Raw genomic sequence first — 16223 nt, 5'->3', positions numbered from 1 at the left:
TGGAAAGGATGTGATGAGAATGGCAGCAACAAGACTGATTGCGCTCCATGTAAACAAAGGTAAAACAGTCGCTCAGTGTCTGGCTGACCGCACCGACTACTCTCAAAATGCTGCAAAAACCAATGACGGCGAATTTATCAGCTCCTATGAGTGTGATCCCAAGACTGCTGATGAAGAATTTCTTCTTTCCAAAAGGCAGTATCAGCACATCACCGGCAGACAGCAAAAGAATAACATCATTGCCTATCAGATACGCCAGTCTTTCAAGCCCGGAGAAGTAACCCCAGAAGAAGCGAATCAAGTGGGCTATGAAACGGCGATGCGCTGGACGAAAGGCAACCATGCTTTCATTGTTGCAACCCATATCGACAAAGCCCATATACACAATCACATCATTTATAATTCTACATCCATTGACTGCTCCCGGAAGTTCAACAACTTCTTCCTTTCCGGTCTGGCAATTCAAAAACTGAGTGATCGTGTTTGTGCGGAGCATGGGCTTTCTATCATCACACCGAAGCCCTATCGGGAGCGTCAGAAACGAACTATTTTTCCGAAGAAGCGTACCCAGCGTGACGAGCTTTGCGAAGCTATTGACTCGGTACTCAAAGAGAAGCCCAAGAGTTTTGAGAATTTCGTTCAGGCACTTGCCAACTTGGGATTCCAGTTTAAGGATGGAAAACAGCCTGCGTTTCGGGGAAAGGAACAGAAGCGATTTATCCGACTGCGTTCTCTGGGTGAAGGGTATAGTGAGGAAGAAATCCGTGCCGTTATCTCAGGGAAAAGCCTGCACAAGTCTAAGGGTGGTTTCCGGCATGCTCCTGAACAGAAGCAGTTCCACCTTCTCATTGATATTCAGTCGAAGATGGCGGAAGGAAAATCTGCTGGCTATGAGAAGTGGGCAAAGAAATACAACCGCAAAGAAGCTGCCAGGACAGTATGCCTTTTGAAAGAAAAAGGCGTGGACAGTTATGAGGATTTGGTCTCCCTCACGGATAAGCTGACCTCTCGCTTCTCTGAACTTTCCGATTCCATTAAGGCGGCTGAGAAACGGATGGTTGAGATTGGAGCATTGCAGACGCACATCAATAATTACTCCAAAACCAGAAAGACCTACGAAGCATACCGCAAGTCCGGTTACAGCAAAAAGTTCTTTGAAGAACATCGTGATGAGCTGATGCTCCACAAGGCGGCAAAGCAAGCCTTTGACCAGCTGGAGGGGAAAAAGATTCCTTCCCGTCAAGCTCTGCATGAGGAATTTAATCGGCTCCTGGTTGAGAAGAAACAAGCCTACGCAGAGTATCGTCAGGTGAAGAAAGAGATGCAGGAATACCTGATTGCGAAGCAGACGGTTGAGACGATCCTGAATATTGACAGGAAGAAAGAACAGAAAAAAGAAGAAAAGAAGCCCCTTCGCTAATCAAAAATGCCACGGTCTATGCTCCGGTATGGAGTGTAGATCGTGGCGGTTTTTTATTCTACAAGTTCAGCACTCTCTGCCATTTTGATAATCTCAGAATCATCAATTTTGCTTGGAGTGTATTCCAGAACATAAGTAACTTCTGGAGAATACGTCCAGCACAGAAATGCCGTGTCGTCCTTCTTATATAGAGCGCCGGACCAGTCCTGAATCATCATTTCCTCACAGCTGTCCATGCTGTCCACCGGAAAAAGAACTTTCAGAGCTTCGGTATGTAATCCGTGGATTTCTGCTGGGTCTCCTTCGTAAAAGGTGGTTTTAAGGATACGGTAGTAAATGTTATTATCAGGTTGTATTCCAGGCGAAAACGCTGGAGAGCGAAGCAGATGTAGACGAGTATGTGGAGAAGATTCGTGCCCAACTGAAAACATTGCTGAAAAATTGTGATGGTATCAAGCTGAATTAACCCGTAAGGAGACCCCGAACCATGATGGAACTTATATCTGCTTTGATTGGTGTTATTGGAGTAGTGATCGGATGGATTTTGAATGAACTGACAACCGTTATCCGAGAACGACCAAAGCTCTGCTTTCAGATGGTGGTTGCACCAGACAGTGAGCTGACAGAAAAAGAATACCGTGTCAAAACAAGCCCTTCGGAACACGGAATCGAAATCTTTAACATGGGAGAAAAGCCCTTTGTGTTGGAGAATTTTGAAATCTGTTACAAGAAAAAGTTATTAGTAGACTGCCATATGCCTGAAGAAAATCGGATTATTCTGCCCTACCACAATGCCATATATACACTATCGGAGCAGGAAGCGGATGCACTGCAATGGCATTGTCAAAAAGAAAAATTCGAGGAATGCAAAGTTATAGCGCACAGCGTTGACGGAAAAAAGGCAAAAGGAAAGCTGTCGGTTCCGTTGTTTGCAATACGTGCCAGCATAAGAACAGAGAATCATGGTTCTGTAGATTAGGAGACGATTATGGATAAAAATGCGATAAAAAAATATGCTGTCTGGGCACGGACAGAGCTAATCGCCCGTGTTTCCATGAAAGCGGAACAGTATGGCATTACCGAGGACAACATGGTAGATGCCTCTGCTGACAGTGTGAATGGCAAGGTTCTGTCCGCTGACGAGAAAAAACAGCGTCAGGCGCTTATTGCCCAGATTAAGGATAAAGGATACCGGCAGGTTATGGAGGAGGTTGCCTACACATGGTTCAACCGCTTTTCCGCCCTGCGTTTCATGGAGGTCAACGGCTACCTCCCCTCTCATGTTCGTGTGTTCACGGATGAAGAAAACCGGTTCAAGCCCCAGATTCTTGCCGAAGCGATCCATCTGGAGCTTGACGGACTGGATATGGAGAAGGTTTATGCCTTAAAGGAGGCTGAAAAGACAGACGAGCTGTACCGTTACCTTCTCATTGTTCAGTGCAATGCGTTGAATAAGATTCTGCCGGGAATATTCCAACGGATCGCAGACTATACTGAGCTGCTTCTGCCGGACAACCTGCTCCGTCAGGGCAGCGTCATTGAGCAGATGATTTCAACAATCCCGGAAGCGGACTGGAAAGATGCGGTTCAGATCATCGGCTGGCTGTACCAGTATTATAACAGCGAGAAAAAGGACGATGTGTTCGCTGCCCTGAAAAAGAATGTAAAGATCACCAAGGAGAATATCCCCGCAGCTACCCAGCTGTTCACGCCGGACTGGATCGTGCGCTATATGGTGGAAAACAGCCTTGGTCGTCTCTGGCTGGAAGGACATCCAGATACCAAAGGCCAGCTTCTTCCAACCGAGGAGGAGCAGGCAGCCTATACTGCCGGAAACCGTAACCCGGAGGATACCAAGTGGCACTACTATCTGGAGGAAGCCGAGCAGGAACCGGAAGTGCAGGACAAGCTCGCTGAAATTCGCAAAGAATATGCAGCTCTCACCCCGGAGCAGATCAAGGTCATTGATCCTTGCTGCGGTTCTGGTCACATCCTTGCCTATATGTTCGATGTGCTGATGCAGATCTATGAGAGCTACGGCTACACGACCCGTGAAGCAGTTGCCAGCATCGTAGAAAATAATTTGTATGGTCTGGACATTGATGACCGTGCGGCACAGCTGGCTTATTTTGCCGTGATGATGAAAGCACGCCAGTATGATCGTCGCTTTTTAGCCCGTAAGGATGAGAATGGCAATCCCGATGTACCTCAGCCCCATGTGTATGCTATTGTAGAAAGCAATCATCTGGATAAGTTCGCTATCGAGTATTTCTGTAATGGAGATGCCAAGCTGAAAGCAGCGATGGATACCATTATTCGAGAGCTGCACGATGCCAAGGAATACGGTTCTATTCTGACCGTAACTCCGCAGGATTGGTCTGCCCTCTTCCATCGTTTTGATGAGATCGAGGGAGATATTGATCTGTCCCGTGAAGTGGCTCTTCGAGAGCTGTTACCGTTGGTACAGGTGGCGGAAGCACTGGCGCAGAAGTATGATACTGTGGTGACAAATCCGCCGTATATGGGAATAAGTAATGGTGACGGAAAACTAAATTCTTACGTCAAAAAAAATTATCCAACAACTAAAGCCGATTTATTTGCTGTTTTTATAGAGCGATGTAATTCCATGATAGGAAAAAATAGGTTAGTTGCAATGATCACTCAGCATAGCTGGATGTTTATTTCGACATTTGAAGATATGCGCCAGAAGTGCTTGAGACATGATATTGTTAATATGGCTCATCTTGGCGCAAGAGCCTTTGAAGAAATCGGCGGAGAGGTTGTGCAGACAACATCTTTTGTACAACGAAACAGCAACTTATGGAATTATTGTGGCACATATAAAAGATTAGTTACTTTTATGTCTCAGCAAGAAAAAGAACTTTCATTCCTCGGTAGCCAGGGAAGATATATAGCAAAGCAGAATGGCTTTAATGAAATACCTGGTGTTCCTGTTGCATACTGGATTTCAAACAGAACACTTGAAGCTTTTGAAAGCAAACAATTATTAAAGGATTTCGTAACAGCCTCTGTTGGAATTCAGACGGGCGATAATGAAAGATTTCTTCACTTTTGGTGGGAAATCAAGAATTCTGACGTTATGTATAATGCGAGAAATGTTCAAGATTCATTCCAAGAAAAGAAATGGTTTCCTTATAACAAGGGTGGCGAATTTAGAAAATGGGCTGGCAATGATACGACAGTGATTGATTGGCGCAATGATGGAGAAAATATTAAGAAAAATAGTCAAATAAGTGGTCATCATTACCAGCAATATTCTGATGTACTGAAATTCAAGCCCTTAATTACATGGTCTCGAATAACAACTGGTACGCCTGCATTTAGATTAAAGGCATCAGGGTATCTATCTGACATGGCTGGATTTAGTTTATATGCAGATGAAAGTTGTCTTAAAGCCATTATAGCATTTTGCAATTCTGTAGTTGCAAAACACTATCTTGATTTTTTAGCTCCTACGCTGAATATTATGGTTGGCTCTGTTATTTCAATGCCTTTTAGTTTACCTGCTTTAAGAGTTGATTATATAAACAGAAATGTAGATTCGGCAATGCTTTGCTCGCAAGCCGAGTGGGACTCTTTTGAAAATTCTTGGAATTTCCAGAGACATCCACTTTTGCCCAAATTACCCCTTGGAAGTGAATGTGTTTTTCAGGATGCCAGCGGTAAAATGGGCAGTATCACCATGACCTCCATAGCTTTGTCTGAGGAGTTTGCCCGTTGGGAAAACGAGTGCAACGAGCGTTTCAACCAGCTGAAATCCAACGAGGAAGAACTCAACCGCATTTTCATCGACATTTACGGCTTGCAGGATGAGTTGACACCGGAGGTCGAGGACAAGGATGTAACCGTCCGCAGGGCTGATCTGGGACGGGATATTCGATCCTTCATTTCCTATGCTGTGGGCTGTATGTTCGGTCGGTATTCTCTCGATGAACCCGGTCTTGTTTATGCTGGCGGCGAGTGGTCTGCCGACAAGTACAAGACATTCCCGGCGGACAAAGACAATATCATTCCGATCTGCGATGATGAATACTTTGAGGACGATATTGTCGGGCGTTTTGTGAAATTCGTGGAAACCGTTTATGGTTCAGAAACGCTTGACGAAAACCTGAAATTTATTGCAGGTGCTTTGGGCGGCAAAGGTCAGCCGAAGGATGTCATTCGGAACTACTTCCTGAACGACTTCTACAATGACCATTGCAGGATTTATCAGAAGCGCCCGATTTATTGGCAGTTTGACAGCGGCAAAAAAAATGGCTTCAAGTGCCTGATTTATATGCACCGGTATCAACCGGATACCATTGCCCGCATCCGTACCGACTATGTGCATGAACAGCAGAGTCGTTACCGCACTGCCATTGAGGACTTAGAGCAGCGCATTGCTTCTGCGGCGACCAGCGAGCGTGTGAAGCTGAATAAGAAATTGAAAACAATTCAGGATCAGGCTTCCGAGCTACACACCTACGAAGAAAAAATTCACCATCTGGCTGACCAGATGATTCCGATTGATCTTGATGATGGCGTGAAGGTCAACTATGCCAAGTTTCAGGATGTGTTGGCAAAGATAAAATAACGAAGGAGGAGAAAACTTGTGAGTGATGAAATCCACATGACTATTTCAATTCCTACAGATGATGAAGGGTATGTCCTTTTGAAATGTGAGCACTGTGGAACATTCTTCAAGGGGACTCCTTCGGACTTGCAGGATGATGGGGTACTCCATATTTTCTGTCCCAGCTGCGGATTGACCAGTGACAGCTATATCACGGAAGATGTTCTGGAGCTTGCTATGAAGATGACAAAAAATAAAGTTAATGACATGATTTATGATATGTTCAAGGACTTGGAGCGCCATAGCAAGAATAGTATGGTTAAATTCAAAGCGGGGAAACGCCCTCGTCACGAGAGTGAAGACCCTATTCGTTCGGGAATTGAAGCATTGGAAATATGTACATTCCCGTGCTGCAAGCGTACAGCAAAAATCAAGCCATTATTAAAAATGACGGGCGCATATTGTCCGTTTTGCGGGGTGAAAAACTATGAAATTGAATAGAAATGAGCTACGAAAAATTCAGTATGATTTCAACAGCTGCTCTAATCGTCTGCTTCAAGCTGATTATGAGGATTATACGGGGGTACTTGGAAAGTTCCTGAAATACATAGAGGACACCCCGATCATCATTGATTATATCAACGGCTGTGGAAGTTGTGATTGGAACTTGGACGAAGAGGTGAAAGCGGTTCAGTCATCTTACGGACGCACAATTTTCTCAACAGGCGATACTGACGAAGAAGAAGTCCGTAATGTGTTTGCGGTTTTACGGTACTTAGTTGATAAAAACAATTCAATTTACCGTGGGATTGCGATGGGATATTCTTCTTCGTCGAGCTTTCAGGATAAGATAAAAGGGTTTAATGAGCGCTTTGTCATGGTGCTGATCCGCCATGTTGAGCGTTATCTGACAAAGATAGGTATTGATATGGGACTGGATGATAAAGTGATTTACAATGTGACGGTACAGAGTGGACAGGCAATTATCGCAACCGACAACGCCACCGTTACTGCAACAAACCAGGTAGGTGTTGACATCGGAGAACTGAAAAAATTGATTGCCGATGTACAATCAGCTGCAAATACCCTTACTTCCGAGGAGAAGGAAACCGTTTCAGAGTGCCTGGAAGTAATCGAAAGCGAAGTGGCGGCGGAGAAACCCAAAAAGGGAATGTTAAAGACAGCAATGGCTATGCCTCCAAGGTGCTTCTGATTGCACCACACAGCATTGATGGCTACTATTGGATGATTTACGCAATGTTTCAGTTGGATCATCCAGAGATGGCACGAGGAGAGCTGCGGATGGCACAGCGCAATCTCTTAGAGGAGGAATACGACGAGCTGATTGAAAGATTGAAAGTTGCCGGTTTTTCTCGGTGTTATGGCATAACACCGGCGTAACACCAATAAAAACCATCATAACACCCGATTTTTCCCATAACACCATCATAACACCGTCAAAACACCGATACGAACCGGCATAACACCGGTCATAACACCCTCGCCAGTTATGTTTTCAGGGCAAGAGCAAAATTGCCTAAGAAAATGTAACTGGCGGGGGTATTTTTTTGAATCAGAATCAGCGCAATGGCGCACCTGTTCTTGCAAGAAATTGTGAGATCGGGTGCGCTTCTTTTATTTCAGGGGATATTCCCCGCAACCGTTCTCCTCCCGGATTCTTGAGATTTTCATTTTCAAAATTTCAAGAAATCGGAGGAAACGATATGTATTACGACCAGAAAGAAAGTGGAAAAAGAATTGCCGCACTCAGAAAAGAAAAAGGGCTGACACAGGAACAGCTTGCAGAGAAATTAAACATCAGTACAAGTACCCTTGGGAAAATCGAAAGAGGTATTCAGGGATTCTCCATTGATCTGCTGATTGAAATTGGTATCTTCTTTGGTATTTCAACTGACTACATACTTATTGGCTGCGAGATTCGCAATTATGAAGCTGCAAAGGAATTGGATTCCGTTATAAATCAGTTGGTTGCTTTGAAGATGAAATTATAAAATCCGCCGTATGGCGGTGGGTATCCGCCGTGAGAGGTCATAAAAAACGAATCGTGAAAACAGTACAATTTAGACACAGCCAAAGAGAAAGGCTGCTTGTTCCTTGAAAACTGAATAGACAATCATCGAATACGTTCCTGCTGTCGGTGTGAAAGCATCAGCCACATCAGCGGTACGCCGTGACGTATCGGAAAGAGAAACAGAACGACTATTTTCTTATATTGACGCAGTAGTCTCTCATCCGGTGCCAGCGATCAATACCGGCTCGTAAATATTGGGTTGCTACCAATACGGCAATGAAAACAGTCAGGGTTAATGATACTTCTCTACGGAGCTGGCGGAGAACCCGGCAGAGGTTAGATTCCTATGGAGCTGATTCGCAATCAGCCGTTCGATGCTTCCCTGAGGGCAACCGTCCTCTTTCCCAGGGGTGCGTGGCAAATATGGGAAACATAGATTTTGGAATGACTGCCCGATTTATTTCGGGCAGTCGTTTGTTACATACCCAACGAAAGGAGGTCATGGCACATGATGAAAGAAAATTGGGTATATCGCCGTGGCGATATTTATTGCGCTGATCTGGACCCGGTAGTTGGGTCTGAACAAGGTGGTATCAGACCGGTGATTGTAATTCAGAACGATACCGGCAACAGGTATTCTCCCACGCTGATCGTGGCAACAGTCACAACGAAAATCCGTAAGAAGGAGAATATGCCGACCCATCTTTTGATTAGAAACAATCCTGCATTTAAAGAAGCATCTGTTGTGCAGCTGGAGCAAATCCGCACCATTGATAAGCGCAGAATTGATAACTACTTAGGTAAGGTTACGCCCCGTGAAATGGTAGCGATTGAGAAAGCCTTATCCGTCAGCCTTGCAATGGAACAGCTGAAAAAGCGTTCCACAAAACATAAACCGAAGAAAGAAAAGGAGTGAACATAGATGTTTGAAGAAAGAATTGCTGCTATGAATCAGCGTACCGAAGAATCCATTGTAGCCTCCACAGGCCAGTTCGATAAGAGAACATATACCGTTGATGAGATTCAGGACATCCTGGGGATCAGCAGAACAAGCGCATATAACCTCGTGAAAAAGAAAGCTTTTCATAGTGTGCGCATCGGCGGCAGCATCAGAATCTCGAAAAAGAGTTTTGATGAGTGGCTGGATCAGCAAATGTGAGATTTGTCAAGTGTGTCGTACAACCCGGCGACAAACTTCAAAATAAATCAAGAGTTCGATAAAATGTAGCCATGACAAGAAAACACATGGCTACATTTTTTACATAGGAGGTTGTGCGATGGCAGAAACAAGAAAACGAACGAGTATGTCTGTCCCTGAAATGGGCAGGATGCTTGGCCTTTGCAAAACTGAGTCTTACTGGCTCATTAAGAAAAATTACTTCAAGACCATTCTTGTCGGCAACACCATGAGGGTGATGATCGACAGTTTTGAGGAATGGTATGCTAACCAGTTCAAATACCAGAAGGTCGATGGAACCCCTCCCGGTGAGGAACTGAAGAAAACTACATATTCTGTAGAGGAGCTTGGTCAGCGCCTTGGGCTGAAAGAAGCAACTGCCTACGAACTGGTTGCCAAAGGGCATTTTGAAATTGTCGAAGCCCTGGGCAAGCGTAGAGTGACCAAGGCGAGCTTTGAAAGATGGTATGCATCCCAGAGCGATTATCGCACGGTAGAGGATCAAAAACTGGATGCAGACATTGTGGCATCCACCTACGGTCTGCCGGAAATGGCAAGAATGCTTGGGGTACATCGTCAGACCATCTACTATATTGTTGCCAATGGCGATTTTGAGCTTATCAAGGTTGGCAGATATAAGCGAGCTACCAAAGAGAGTTTTGAAAAATGGTATCAGAATCAGACCCGCTACAGATTAGTAGCGGAGGATGGACAAGAAAGGAGATGATTACATGGCATCCATCGTTAAGAGAAAAAAGAAGTATTCTGTGGTCTATACATACACCGATGAGAACGGCAATAAGCGTCAGAAATGGGAAACCTTTGACACCAATGCTGAAGCAAAGAAAAGAAAGTTGCAGGTCGAATATGAGCAGGAGTCGGGAACCTTTATTCCACCCTCTGCCAAGACCGTAAACGATCTTCTGGAAGAATATATGTCTATCTACGGCGTGAACACCTGGGCGATGTCTACTTATGAAAGCAGAAAGAGCCTGATTGCCAATTATATTCGTCCGCTTATCGGTGATATGAAACTGGAGGATGTTTCTCCGAGAATTATGGACAAGTATTACAGAGATTTGCTTACTGTAAAAGCTGTGTCTACGAAGTATGTGAAAGCTCGTAATGAGTATCTAACACCGCATACGGTCAGAGAGATTCACAAGGTTCTGCGTAATGCGTTCAATCAGGCAGTGAAGTGGGAATTGATGACCAGAAACCCCGTAGAACACGCTACGCTGCCGAAAGAAGAACATAAGACCAGAGACATCTGGACAGCGGAAGTTCTTCTGAAGGCTCTGGAAGCCTGCGACGATGATATTCTCCGTCTGGCAATCAACCTTGCTTTCTCCTGTTCTCTGCGAATGGGTGAGCTTCTGGGGCTGACCTGGGACTGTGTAGATATTTCTCCTGCGAGTATCGAACTTGGTCAGGCAAGCATCTTCGTTGAAAAGGAGTTGCAGAGAGTAAATCGTGAAGCGATGGCAGATCTGAACGGAAAGGACATTATGTTCAAGTTCCCGCCGACCTTTGCCAGTACGCATACCGCATTGGTTCTCAAAACACCTAAGACCAAAACCAGTGTCCGCAAGCTCTCCATTGAAGTGATTTCTGCGGAAACAAATGCAGAGCTGCTTACAAAGATTCCTCATGAAAGCATGGAGGACATGGCGGTTGTATATCGTTTTGTGCTTGAGAGCAATGATACCGGAAGGGCATCCATTCTGGTAACCAATGACATGATCGATCACATGGGAGTAACCCATGAGCAGCTGAAAGCGGATGCGTTGGAGAACGCACCGGAGATCAGACCGGCGGTTATCCAGGGTATGAGCGAGGTCATGAGAGAGATGATGGGACCGGAAGCATTTGAGATGTTTGGTCTTCCTGAGGAGCAGGAGGAAATGATGTATGTTGCAACGGTTCCGGATAAGAACTCTGGGGCGGGGGTGCTTGCTTATCAGGATTTTATGGATCAGGCTGCTGAGAAGCTTGGTGGAGACTTCTATATTCTCCCCTCATCGATCCATGAAATTCTGTTGGTACCTGATAACGGAGACAAGGCAGCAGATGATCTGAGAGATATGGTAAGGGAAGTCAATGCTACCCAGGTAAGTCCTGAGGAAAAGCTTACTGACAACGTGTACCATTATGATTCCAAGGAGCATATCTTTGAACTTGCGGAGAAATTTGAAGCAAGACAACAGGAAAAAGCCGAGGCCCAGATCGATGAGAAATCGGAGGAGCACGGTTCCGTATTAAAGGATCTGAAGGATAAGCAGAAGGAAGTTGCAGCAAAGCCTCCCGTAAAGGATGCGGCAGAAAAGGCAGCAAAGGCTAAGGGCGGGGAAGCCCTCTAAAACAATCATAAGGTGTCAGCTTATGGCGATTGCCATAGGTCTGGCACTTTTTTGATGGAAAGGCAAGGTAATACAATGTCAGGAGCATATATTGAGAAAAACAGAACAGGGGCGAAGCCACCGATCAGCCATCCACAGAACTGTAAAGAGGAATGTCCTTATGGGTATGATAAAGCATTTTGTTTTCCGTGTTACAAAAAGCTGATGGAAGAGATGCGAAGCAAAAGAAAGGGATAGCCATGGGATTTGATTACTTTTATGAAGATCAGTCCCAGCAGTTTGCTTTTTACCGGATACCGAAGGTTCTTTTTACTGATGCAAGGTTTCAGGGAATATCCACGGAAGGAAAGGTATTGTATGGACTGCTATTAGACCGAGTATCGCTTTCCAGGGATAATGGCTGGATTGATGAGGAAGGGCGGGTATATATCATTTTCACCCTGACTTCCATCCGGGAAGCTATGAACTGTTCCGAAAAAACAGCAATCAAATATCTTTCAGAGTTGGAAGAGTTTGGGCTGATAGAGCGCATTAAGCAGGGACTGGGAAAGCCGGCACTGATCTATGTGAAGAATTTCTTAGACCAGCAGAATTTACAGGTCAAGGCCTGTAAAGATTACAGGTCTGGTACTGTAAAAGTTACAGGTCAGGACCTGTATAATCTACAGCCTAATAATACTAATTACAATAATACTGAATATAGTGATACTTATCCTATCCTATCCGGGGATGAGGAACGGATGGGATATGAAGCTTACCTTAGGGAACAACTGGAAATATCTGTCTTAAAGAGCCGGTATCCTTATGATTCCGATATGATTGAAGGCATCCTGGAGCTTATGCTGGACATTTTGTGTTCCAGGAGAAAGATGATCCGGATAGCCGGAGATGACAAACCGGCAAATGTGGTAAAGGGAAGATTCATGAAGTTAAACATGGGACATATTGAGTATGTGATGGACTGTGTCCGGGAGAATACCACGAAAGTCCGCAGTATTAAGCAGTATCTGCTGGCTGCATTGTATAACGCACCGGCTACAATGGACGGCTATTATCGTGCGGAAGTTAATCATGATATGGCCACAGGAAAAATATAGACCAGGAGGGATTGGTTAAATTGAATGATACAGAATTTATTTTGGGCCGTTTGGAAAAGATAGCGGCAAATCTGGAAGAGATTGTCAGTATTCTGGCACCGGAGCAGTCGGCAATCTATGTGGATGCATCGCAGCAGGTGAATTTCATCGGGATGGAAGATGCAATGGCAATTCTGGACGGGTTTGGAAAGAACAGTGCTTCCGAGATGATAGGGAAGACGGATTACATTTTTGTCTATGATGCAAGAAAGAAGCTGCTCATTGACGGAGAGGCATATGTGCCGGCCGGATATCTTGTGATGAAATCGGATTATGGATTACAGGGGCTTAACGAGAGCGATATTAGTGCAGTCATGTCAGAGCTTAGAAGCAGAATCTGTACACTTGCACTCGGGCAGTACCGGATCCAAAGCTACCGGCTGGGATAGGAGGAATTATATGAATAACAAACCATGGGCTTATGTTACATCTGCATGGAGTGCGGACCGAACCAAAGCCAAAAGATCAGCAAAGAGATATTGCAGGAAACTGTATGAAGCAGGCTACACACCGATCTGTCCGCTATTGTCATTGCCGGAGGTAATTGATGTAAGCAATGCGGATGAATATAAGGATTATCTGGATATGTCAGAGGATATGCTGAGACGTTCCAGGATTCTTGTGGTTTGTGGAGCCGCTGTAAATGAAACGGTGCTTACGGATATTGCGATTGCAAATCGCTTTCACGTGGCATCATCCACCATGAGGGGAGTCCTTGGTGTGGATAAGAGCAGAAAAGAAGAGTAGATTCGTGGAAGACAGCCTTCGGGCTGTTTTTTTGATGGAAGGAAGTGAGAAAGCTGGTACATGAAGAAGTAAGCAAGGAGACTGCGGACAAGTCCATCCGCATTGCAGTCAGAGTATCCAAACCTACGCTGAAATTGTTTATGAAAGCATTAAGTACAGTGGTTGGAAAGCCAACAAAGGCAGTCGGGAAGGCAGTGGGTGAAAAAATCCATCCGACAAAAGGAAAGCAGTCAATCAAGACTCTGGTTCGTCAGGGCCAGGGAGTCTCGTCCATTCCGCTTGCCGATGAAGGGCTTAAGGATTTTCAGAAAATCGCCAAAAAGTATGGTGTTGATTTCGCAGTCGTAAAGGACAAGAAAGCGGATCCTCCGGTATATACCATATTCTTCAAAGCAAAGGATATGGATGTGATTACAAAAATCTTGCAGGATTATGCAGACAAGCAGGTGAAGAAGGGGTCAAAGGAGCGCCCAAGTGTTCTTGAGAAACTGAAGAAATTCAAGGAGATTGTGGCAGCGATTCCAAGGAAAGTGGCAGAGAAAAAGAAGGAGAAGGTGCGATGAATATGAAACAGATAAAAAAGCAGCTGATCCTGAACATTCCCTATATTGTTCTGGGACTGGCTGCTACCAATCTGGGAGAGATGTGGCGACTGGCGGTGGGTGCCAATGCGTCTGAGAAAGTACAGAGCATTGTACTTGATGGACTGATTGCAAAGGCATTTTCCAATCCGTTGCCAAGTTTATATCCAACAGACCTGCTGGTAGGCATCGCCTGTGGTGCAGCGCTCAGGCTGGCAGTGTATCTGAAAGGGAAAAACGCAAAAAAGTTCCGGCATAATGAGGAGTATGGCTCTGCCAGATGGGGAAAGCATGCAGATATCGAGCCTTTTGAGGATCCGGTGTTTGCAAACAATGTAATTCTGTCCCAGACAGAGCGGATCACCATGAGCAGCAGACCGAAAATTCCGAAATACGCCAGAAATAAGAATGTTCTGGTGGTTGGTGGTTCAGGTTCCGGTAAGACGAGGTTTTTTATCAAGCCAAATCTTTTGCAGATGCATTCATCCTACGTGGTGACTGATCCAAAGGGTGGTCTGGTCAATGAAGTAGGAAATGCCCTGTATAAGAACGGGTACCGGATGAAGGTGTTTAATACCATCAATTTTACAAAATCAATGCATTATAATCCATTTGCCTATCTCCATTCTGAGAAGGATATTCTGAAACTGGTAACAACACTGATTGCCAATACAAAAGGGGAGAGCAAAGGTGGAGATGATTTCTGGCTGAAAGCGGAGACACTGCTTTACACCGCATTGATTGGGTATATCCATTATGAGGCGCCGGAGGAGGAGCAGAACTTTTCTACCTTGCTTGAAATGATCAATGCAATGGAAGTCCGGGAGGATGATGAAGAGTTCAAAAATCCGGTGGATCTGATGTTTGAGGAATTGGCAGAGCAGAACCCGGACCATTTCGCTGTAAGGCAGTATGCAAAGTATAAGCTGGCTGCCGGAAAAACAGCCAAGTCCATTCTGGTTTCCTGTGGTGCAAGACTGGCACCCTTTGATATCAAGGAGCTCAGGGATCTGACAGCTTACGATGAACTGGAGCTGGACACTCTGGGAGATGAGAAGACAGCCCTGTTTCTGATTATGTCAGATACGGATGGCACCTTCAATTTCCTGATTTCCATGATCTATACGCAGATGTTCAATCTTCTTTGTGAGAAAGCAGATGATGTGTATGGGGGAAGATTGCCGGTACATGTGAGGTGCCTGATCGATGAGGCGGCCAATATCGGACAGATTCCGAATCTGGAAAAGCTGGTGGCAACCATCCGAAGCAGGGAAATATCGGCATGCCTGGTATTGCAGGCAAAGTCACAGCTTAAGGCAATCTATAAGGATAATGCAGATACCATCATCGGCAATATGGATTCCCAGATTTTCCTTGGCGGTACCGAGCAGACGACCTTAAAAGACCTGAATGCAATTCTTGGAAAAGAGACCATCGATATGTACAATACCGGACAGTCGAAGGGTTCCCAGGAAAGCTACAGCATGAATTATCAGAAGCTTGGCAAGGATTTGATGACAATGGATGAACTGGCAGTCATGGATGGCTCGAAATGTATCGTGCAGGTCCGTGGTGTAAGGCCATTTCTGTCCGACAAATATGATCTGACGCAGCACCCGAATTACAGGCTGACGGCAGATTATGACAAGAAGAACTATTTTGATGTGGTGAAATTCTTAAGCCACACACTGAAACTGAAAGCAGATGATGAATACGAAGTCATCGACTTAACAGAGTAATCAGCTCTTACCATCCGGCGATAAAGGCCGGAAGATAGGGGCTTTTTATTATGCCTGGAAACGGGCGATATGCGCGCATAGCCGGATGCCACTGCAGGGGATCCGGCACGTAACTGTAAACTGCCTCCCTGGTCGGGGCAAAGGAATGAATATATCACGAAAAAAATATTTTGGAGGAACTGAAACATGGCATTTTTTCAGAGCGCAGTAGGAACATTACAGACACTTGTAATCGCACTTGGAGCAGGTCTTGGAATCTGGGGTGCAATCAACCTTATGGAAGGATACGGTAACGATAACCCGGGCGCAAATGCTCATGTGCCATAAAGTAACACACAAGAATTTGATAGACAGCAGCCTACCATTCCGTACCCCAAAAGCGCCATTCTGGATTTGTATTCTATTGCATTGGCGATAAGAATTGAAGTTTTGAAAAAAATTTCTCCAATCTTAAATCC

General features: G+C 45.0%; 17 protein-coding genes and 1 pseudogene. 17 read left to right on the top strand and 1 reads right to left on the bottom strand.

The window, feature by feature from the left end; genetic code table 11:
- Positions 1-19: 19 nt before the first annotated feature.
- Positions 20-1420 carry a relaxase/mobilization nuclease domain-containing protein gene (locus ACTNBR_RS03245; RefSeq protein ID WP_441016361.1) on the top strand — a complete coding sequence of 467 codons (1401 nt, stop codon included), beginning with the start codon at positions 20-22 and terminating at the stop codon, positions 1418-1420.
- A gap of 53 nt (positions 1421-1473) precedes the next feature.
- On the opposite strand, the gene ACTNBR_RS03240 is transcribed toward ACTNBR_RS03245, so the two are convergent.
- Complete coding sequence (locus ACTNBR_RS03240; protein WP_441016358.1) at positions 1474-1656, bottom strand: DUF4367 domain-containing protein; 183 nt, start codon at positions 1654-1656, stop codon at positions 1474-1476.
- A 251-nt stretch (positions 1657-1907) separates the two neighbouring features.
- On the opposite strand from ACTNBR_RS03240, the gene ACTNBR_RS03235 reads away from it, so the two are divergent.
- From ACTNBR_RS03235 to ACTNBR_RS03160, 16 genes and pseudogenes are all read left to right on the top strand, one after another.
- Positions 1908-2399 carry a hypothetical protein gene (locus tag ACTNBR_RS03235; protein WP_173904656.1) on the top strand — a complete coding sequence of 164 codons (492 nt, stop codon included), beginning with the start codon at positions 1908-1910 and terminating at the stop codon, positions 2397-2399.
- Positions 2400-2408: 9 nt separating this feature from the next.
- Positions 2409-6014: a BREX-1 system adenine-specific DNA-methyltransferase PglX gene (pglX, locus tag ACTNBR_RS03230; protein WP_441016355.1), complete on the top strand. Its 3606-nt coding sequence runs from the start codon at positions 2409-2411 to the stop codon at positions 6012-6014.
- Positions 6015-6032: 18 nt separating this feature from the next.
- On the top strand, positions 6033-6494 hold the full coding sequence (locus ACTNBR_RS03225; protein WP_173904666.1) for a TFIIB-type zinc ribbon-containing protein: 462 nt from the start codon (positions 6033-6035) through the stop codon (positions 6492-6494).
- Positions 6481-7206, top strand: a complete 726-nt coding sequence (locus tag ACTNBR_RS03220) for a hypothetical protein (protein ID WP_441042668.1) — start codon at positions 6481-6483, stop codon at positions 7204-7206. The genes ACTNBR_RS03225 and ACTNBR_RS03220 overlap by 14 nt, the downstream gene beginning before the upstream one ends.
- Positions 7207-7561: 355 nt before the next feature.
- Positions 7562-8005: a helix-turn-helix domain-containing protein gene (locus ACTNBR_RS03215; RefSeq protein WP_441016349.1), complete on the top strand. Its 444-nt coding sequence runs from the start codon at positions 7562-7564 to the stop codon at positions 8003-8005.
- Positions 8006-8536: 531 nt separating this feature from the next.
- Positions 8537-8941, top strand: coding sequence for a type II toxin-antitoxin system PemK/MazF family toxin (locus tag ACTNBR_RS03210; RefSeq protein WP_441016474.1), 405 nt, complete (start codon positions 8537-8539; stop codon positions 8939-8941).
- 6 nt (positions 8942-8947) lie between these two features.
- Positions 8948-9184 carry a helix-turn-helix domain-containing protein gene (locus tag ACTNBR_RS03205; protein ID WP_022512287.1) on the top strand — a complete coding sequence of 79 codons (237 nt, stop codon included), beginning with the start codon at positions 8948-8950 and terminating at the stop codon, positions 9182-9184.
- Positions 9185-9302: 118 nt separating this feature from the next.
- A complete protein-coding gene (locus ACTNBR_RS03200; protein WP_022512286.1) occupies positions 9303-9929 on the top strand; it encodes a helix-turn-helix domain-containing protein in 627 nt (208 codons plus the stop codon).
- Positions 9930-9933: 4 nt separating this feature from the next.
- Positions 9934-11301: pseudogene (locus ACTNBR_RS03195) on the top strand (DUF5688 family protein); the annotation flags it as partial.
- 336 nt (positions 11302-11637) lie between these two features.
- Positions 11638-11799, top strand: a complete 162-nt coding sequence (locus ACTNBR_RS03190; protein ID WP_441042667.1) for a hypothetical protein — start codon at positions 11638-11640, stop codon at positions 11797-11799.
- Positions 11800-11801: 2 nt separating this feature from the next.
- Positions 11802-12659 carry a DUF6017 domain-containing protein gene (locus tag ACTNBR_RS03185; protein ID WP_441016343.1) on the top strand — a complete coding sequence of 286 codons (858 nt, stop codon included), beginning with the start codon at positions 11802-11804 and terminating at the stop codon, positions 12657-12659.
- 20 nt (positions 12660-12679) lie between these two features.
- On the top strand, positions 12680-13087 hold the full coding sequence (locus tag ACTNBR_RS03180) for a hypothetical protein (RefSeq protein ID WP_441016340.1): 408 nt from the start codon (positions 12680-12682) through the stop codon (positions 13085-13087).
- 10 nt (positions 13088-13097) lie between these two features.
- Positions 13098-13445, top strand: a complete 348-nt coding sequence (locus ACTNBR_RS03175) for a DUF7768 domain-containing protein (protein ID WP_127067693.1) — start codon at positions 13098-13100, stop codon at positions 13443-13445.
- 44 nt (positions 13446-13489) lie between these two features.
- A complete protein-coding gene (locus tag ACTNBR_RS03170) occupies positions 13490-14008 on the top strand; it encodes a PcfB family protein (RefSeq protein ID WP_441016337.1) in 519 nt (172 codons plus the stop codon).
- Complete coding sequence (locus ACTNBR_RS03165; RefSeq protein ID WP_441016334.1) at positions 14005-15765, top strand: VirD4-like conjugal transfer protein, CD1115 family; 1761 nt, start codon at positions 14005-14007, stop codon at positions 15763-15765. The genes ACTNBR_RS03170 and ACTNBR_RS03165 overlap by 4 nt, the downstream gene beginning before the upstream one ends.
- A gap of 186 nt (positions 15766-15951) precedes the next feature.
- Positions 15952-16092, top strand: coding sequence for a Maff2 family mobile element protein (locus ACTNBR_RS03160; protein ID WP_441016331.1), 141 nt, complete (start codon positions 15952-15954; stop codon positions 16090-16092).
- Positions 16093-16223: the final 131 nt, after the last annotated feature.

The organism is Bariatricus sp. HCP28S3_F11 (assembly GCF_052065395.1).
Lineage (GTDB): Bacteria > Bacillota > Clostridia > Lachnospirales > Lachnospiraceae > Allocoprococcus.
The sequence above is the reverse complement of the archived record's forward strand: the minus strand, read 5'-3'. Positions and strand labels throughout refer to the sequence as shown.

Bases quoted from the DNA above. Each gene is read 5' to 3' on its own strand.
- ACTNBR_RS03245 (WP_441016361.1), top strand. From the start codon at position 20: ATGGCAGCAACAAGACTGATTGCGCTCCATGTAAACAAAGGTAAAACA.
- ACTNBR_RS03240 (WP_441016358.1), bottom strand. From the start codon at position 1,656: ATGGACAGCTGTGAGGAAATGATGATTCAGGACTGGTCCGGCGCTCTA.
- ACTNBR_RS03235 (WP_173904656.1), top strand. From the start codon at position 1,908: ATGATGGAACTTATATCTGCTTTGATTGGTGTTATTGGAGTAGTGATC.
- pglX (WP_441016355.1), top strand. From the start codon at position 2,409: ATGGATAAAAATGCGATAAAAAAATATGCTGTCTGGGCACGGACAGAG.
- ACTNBR_RS03220 (WP_441042668.1), top strand. From the start codon at position 6,481: ATGAAATTGAATAGAAATGAGCTACGAAAAATTCAGTATGATTTCAAC.
- ACTNBR_RS03210 (WP_441016474.1), top strand. From the start codon at position 8,537: ATGAAAGAAAATTGGGTATATCGCCGTGGCGATATTTATTGCGCTGAT.
- ACTNBR_RS03205 (WP_022512287.1), top strand. From the start codon at position 8,948: ATGTTTGAAGAAAGAATTGCTGCTATGAATCAGCGTACCGAAGAATCC.
- ACTNBR_RS03200 (WP_022512286.1), top strand. From the start codon at position 9,303: ATGGCAGAAACAAGAAAACGAACGAGTATGTCTGTCCCTGAAATGGGC.
- ACTNBR_RS03190 (WP_441042667.1), top strand. From the start codon at position 11,638: ATGTCAGGAGCATATATTGAGAAAAACAGAACAGGGGCGAAGCCACCG.
- ACTNBR_RS03185 (WP_441016343.1), top strand. From the start codon at position 11,802: ATGGGATTTGATTACTTTTATGAAGATCAGTCCCAGCAGTTTGCTTTT.
- ACTNBR_RS03175 (WP_127067693.1), top strand. From the start codon at position 13,098: ATGAATAACAAACCATGGGCTTATGTTACATCTGCATGGAGTGCGGAC.
- ACTNBR_RS03165 (WP_441016334.1), top strand. From the start codon at position 14,005: ATGAATATGAAACAGATAAAAAAGCAGCTGATCCTGAACATTCCCTAT.
- ACTNBR_RS03160 (WP_441016331.1), top strand. From the start codon at position 15,952: ATGGCATTTTTTCAGAGCGCAGTAGGAACATTACAGACACTTGTAATC.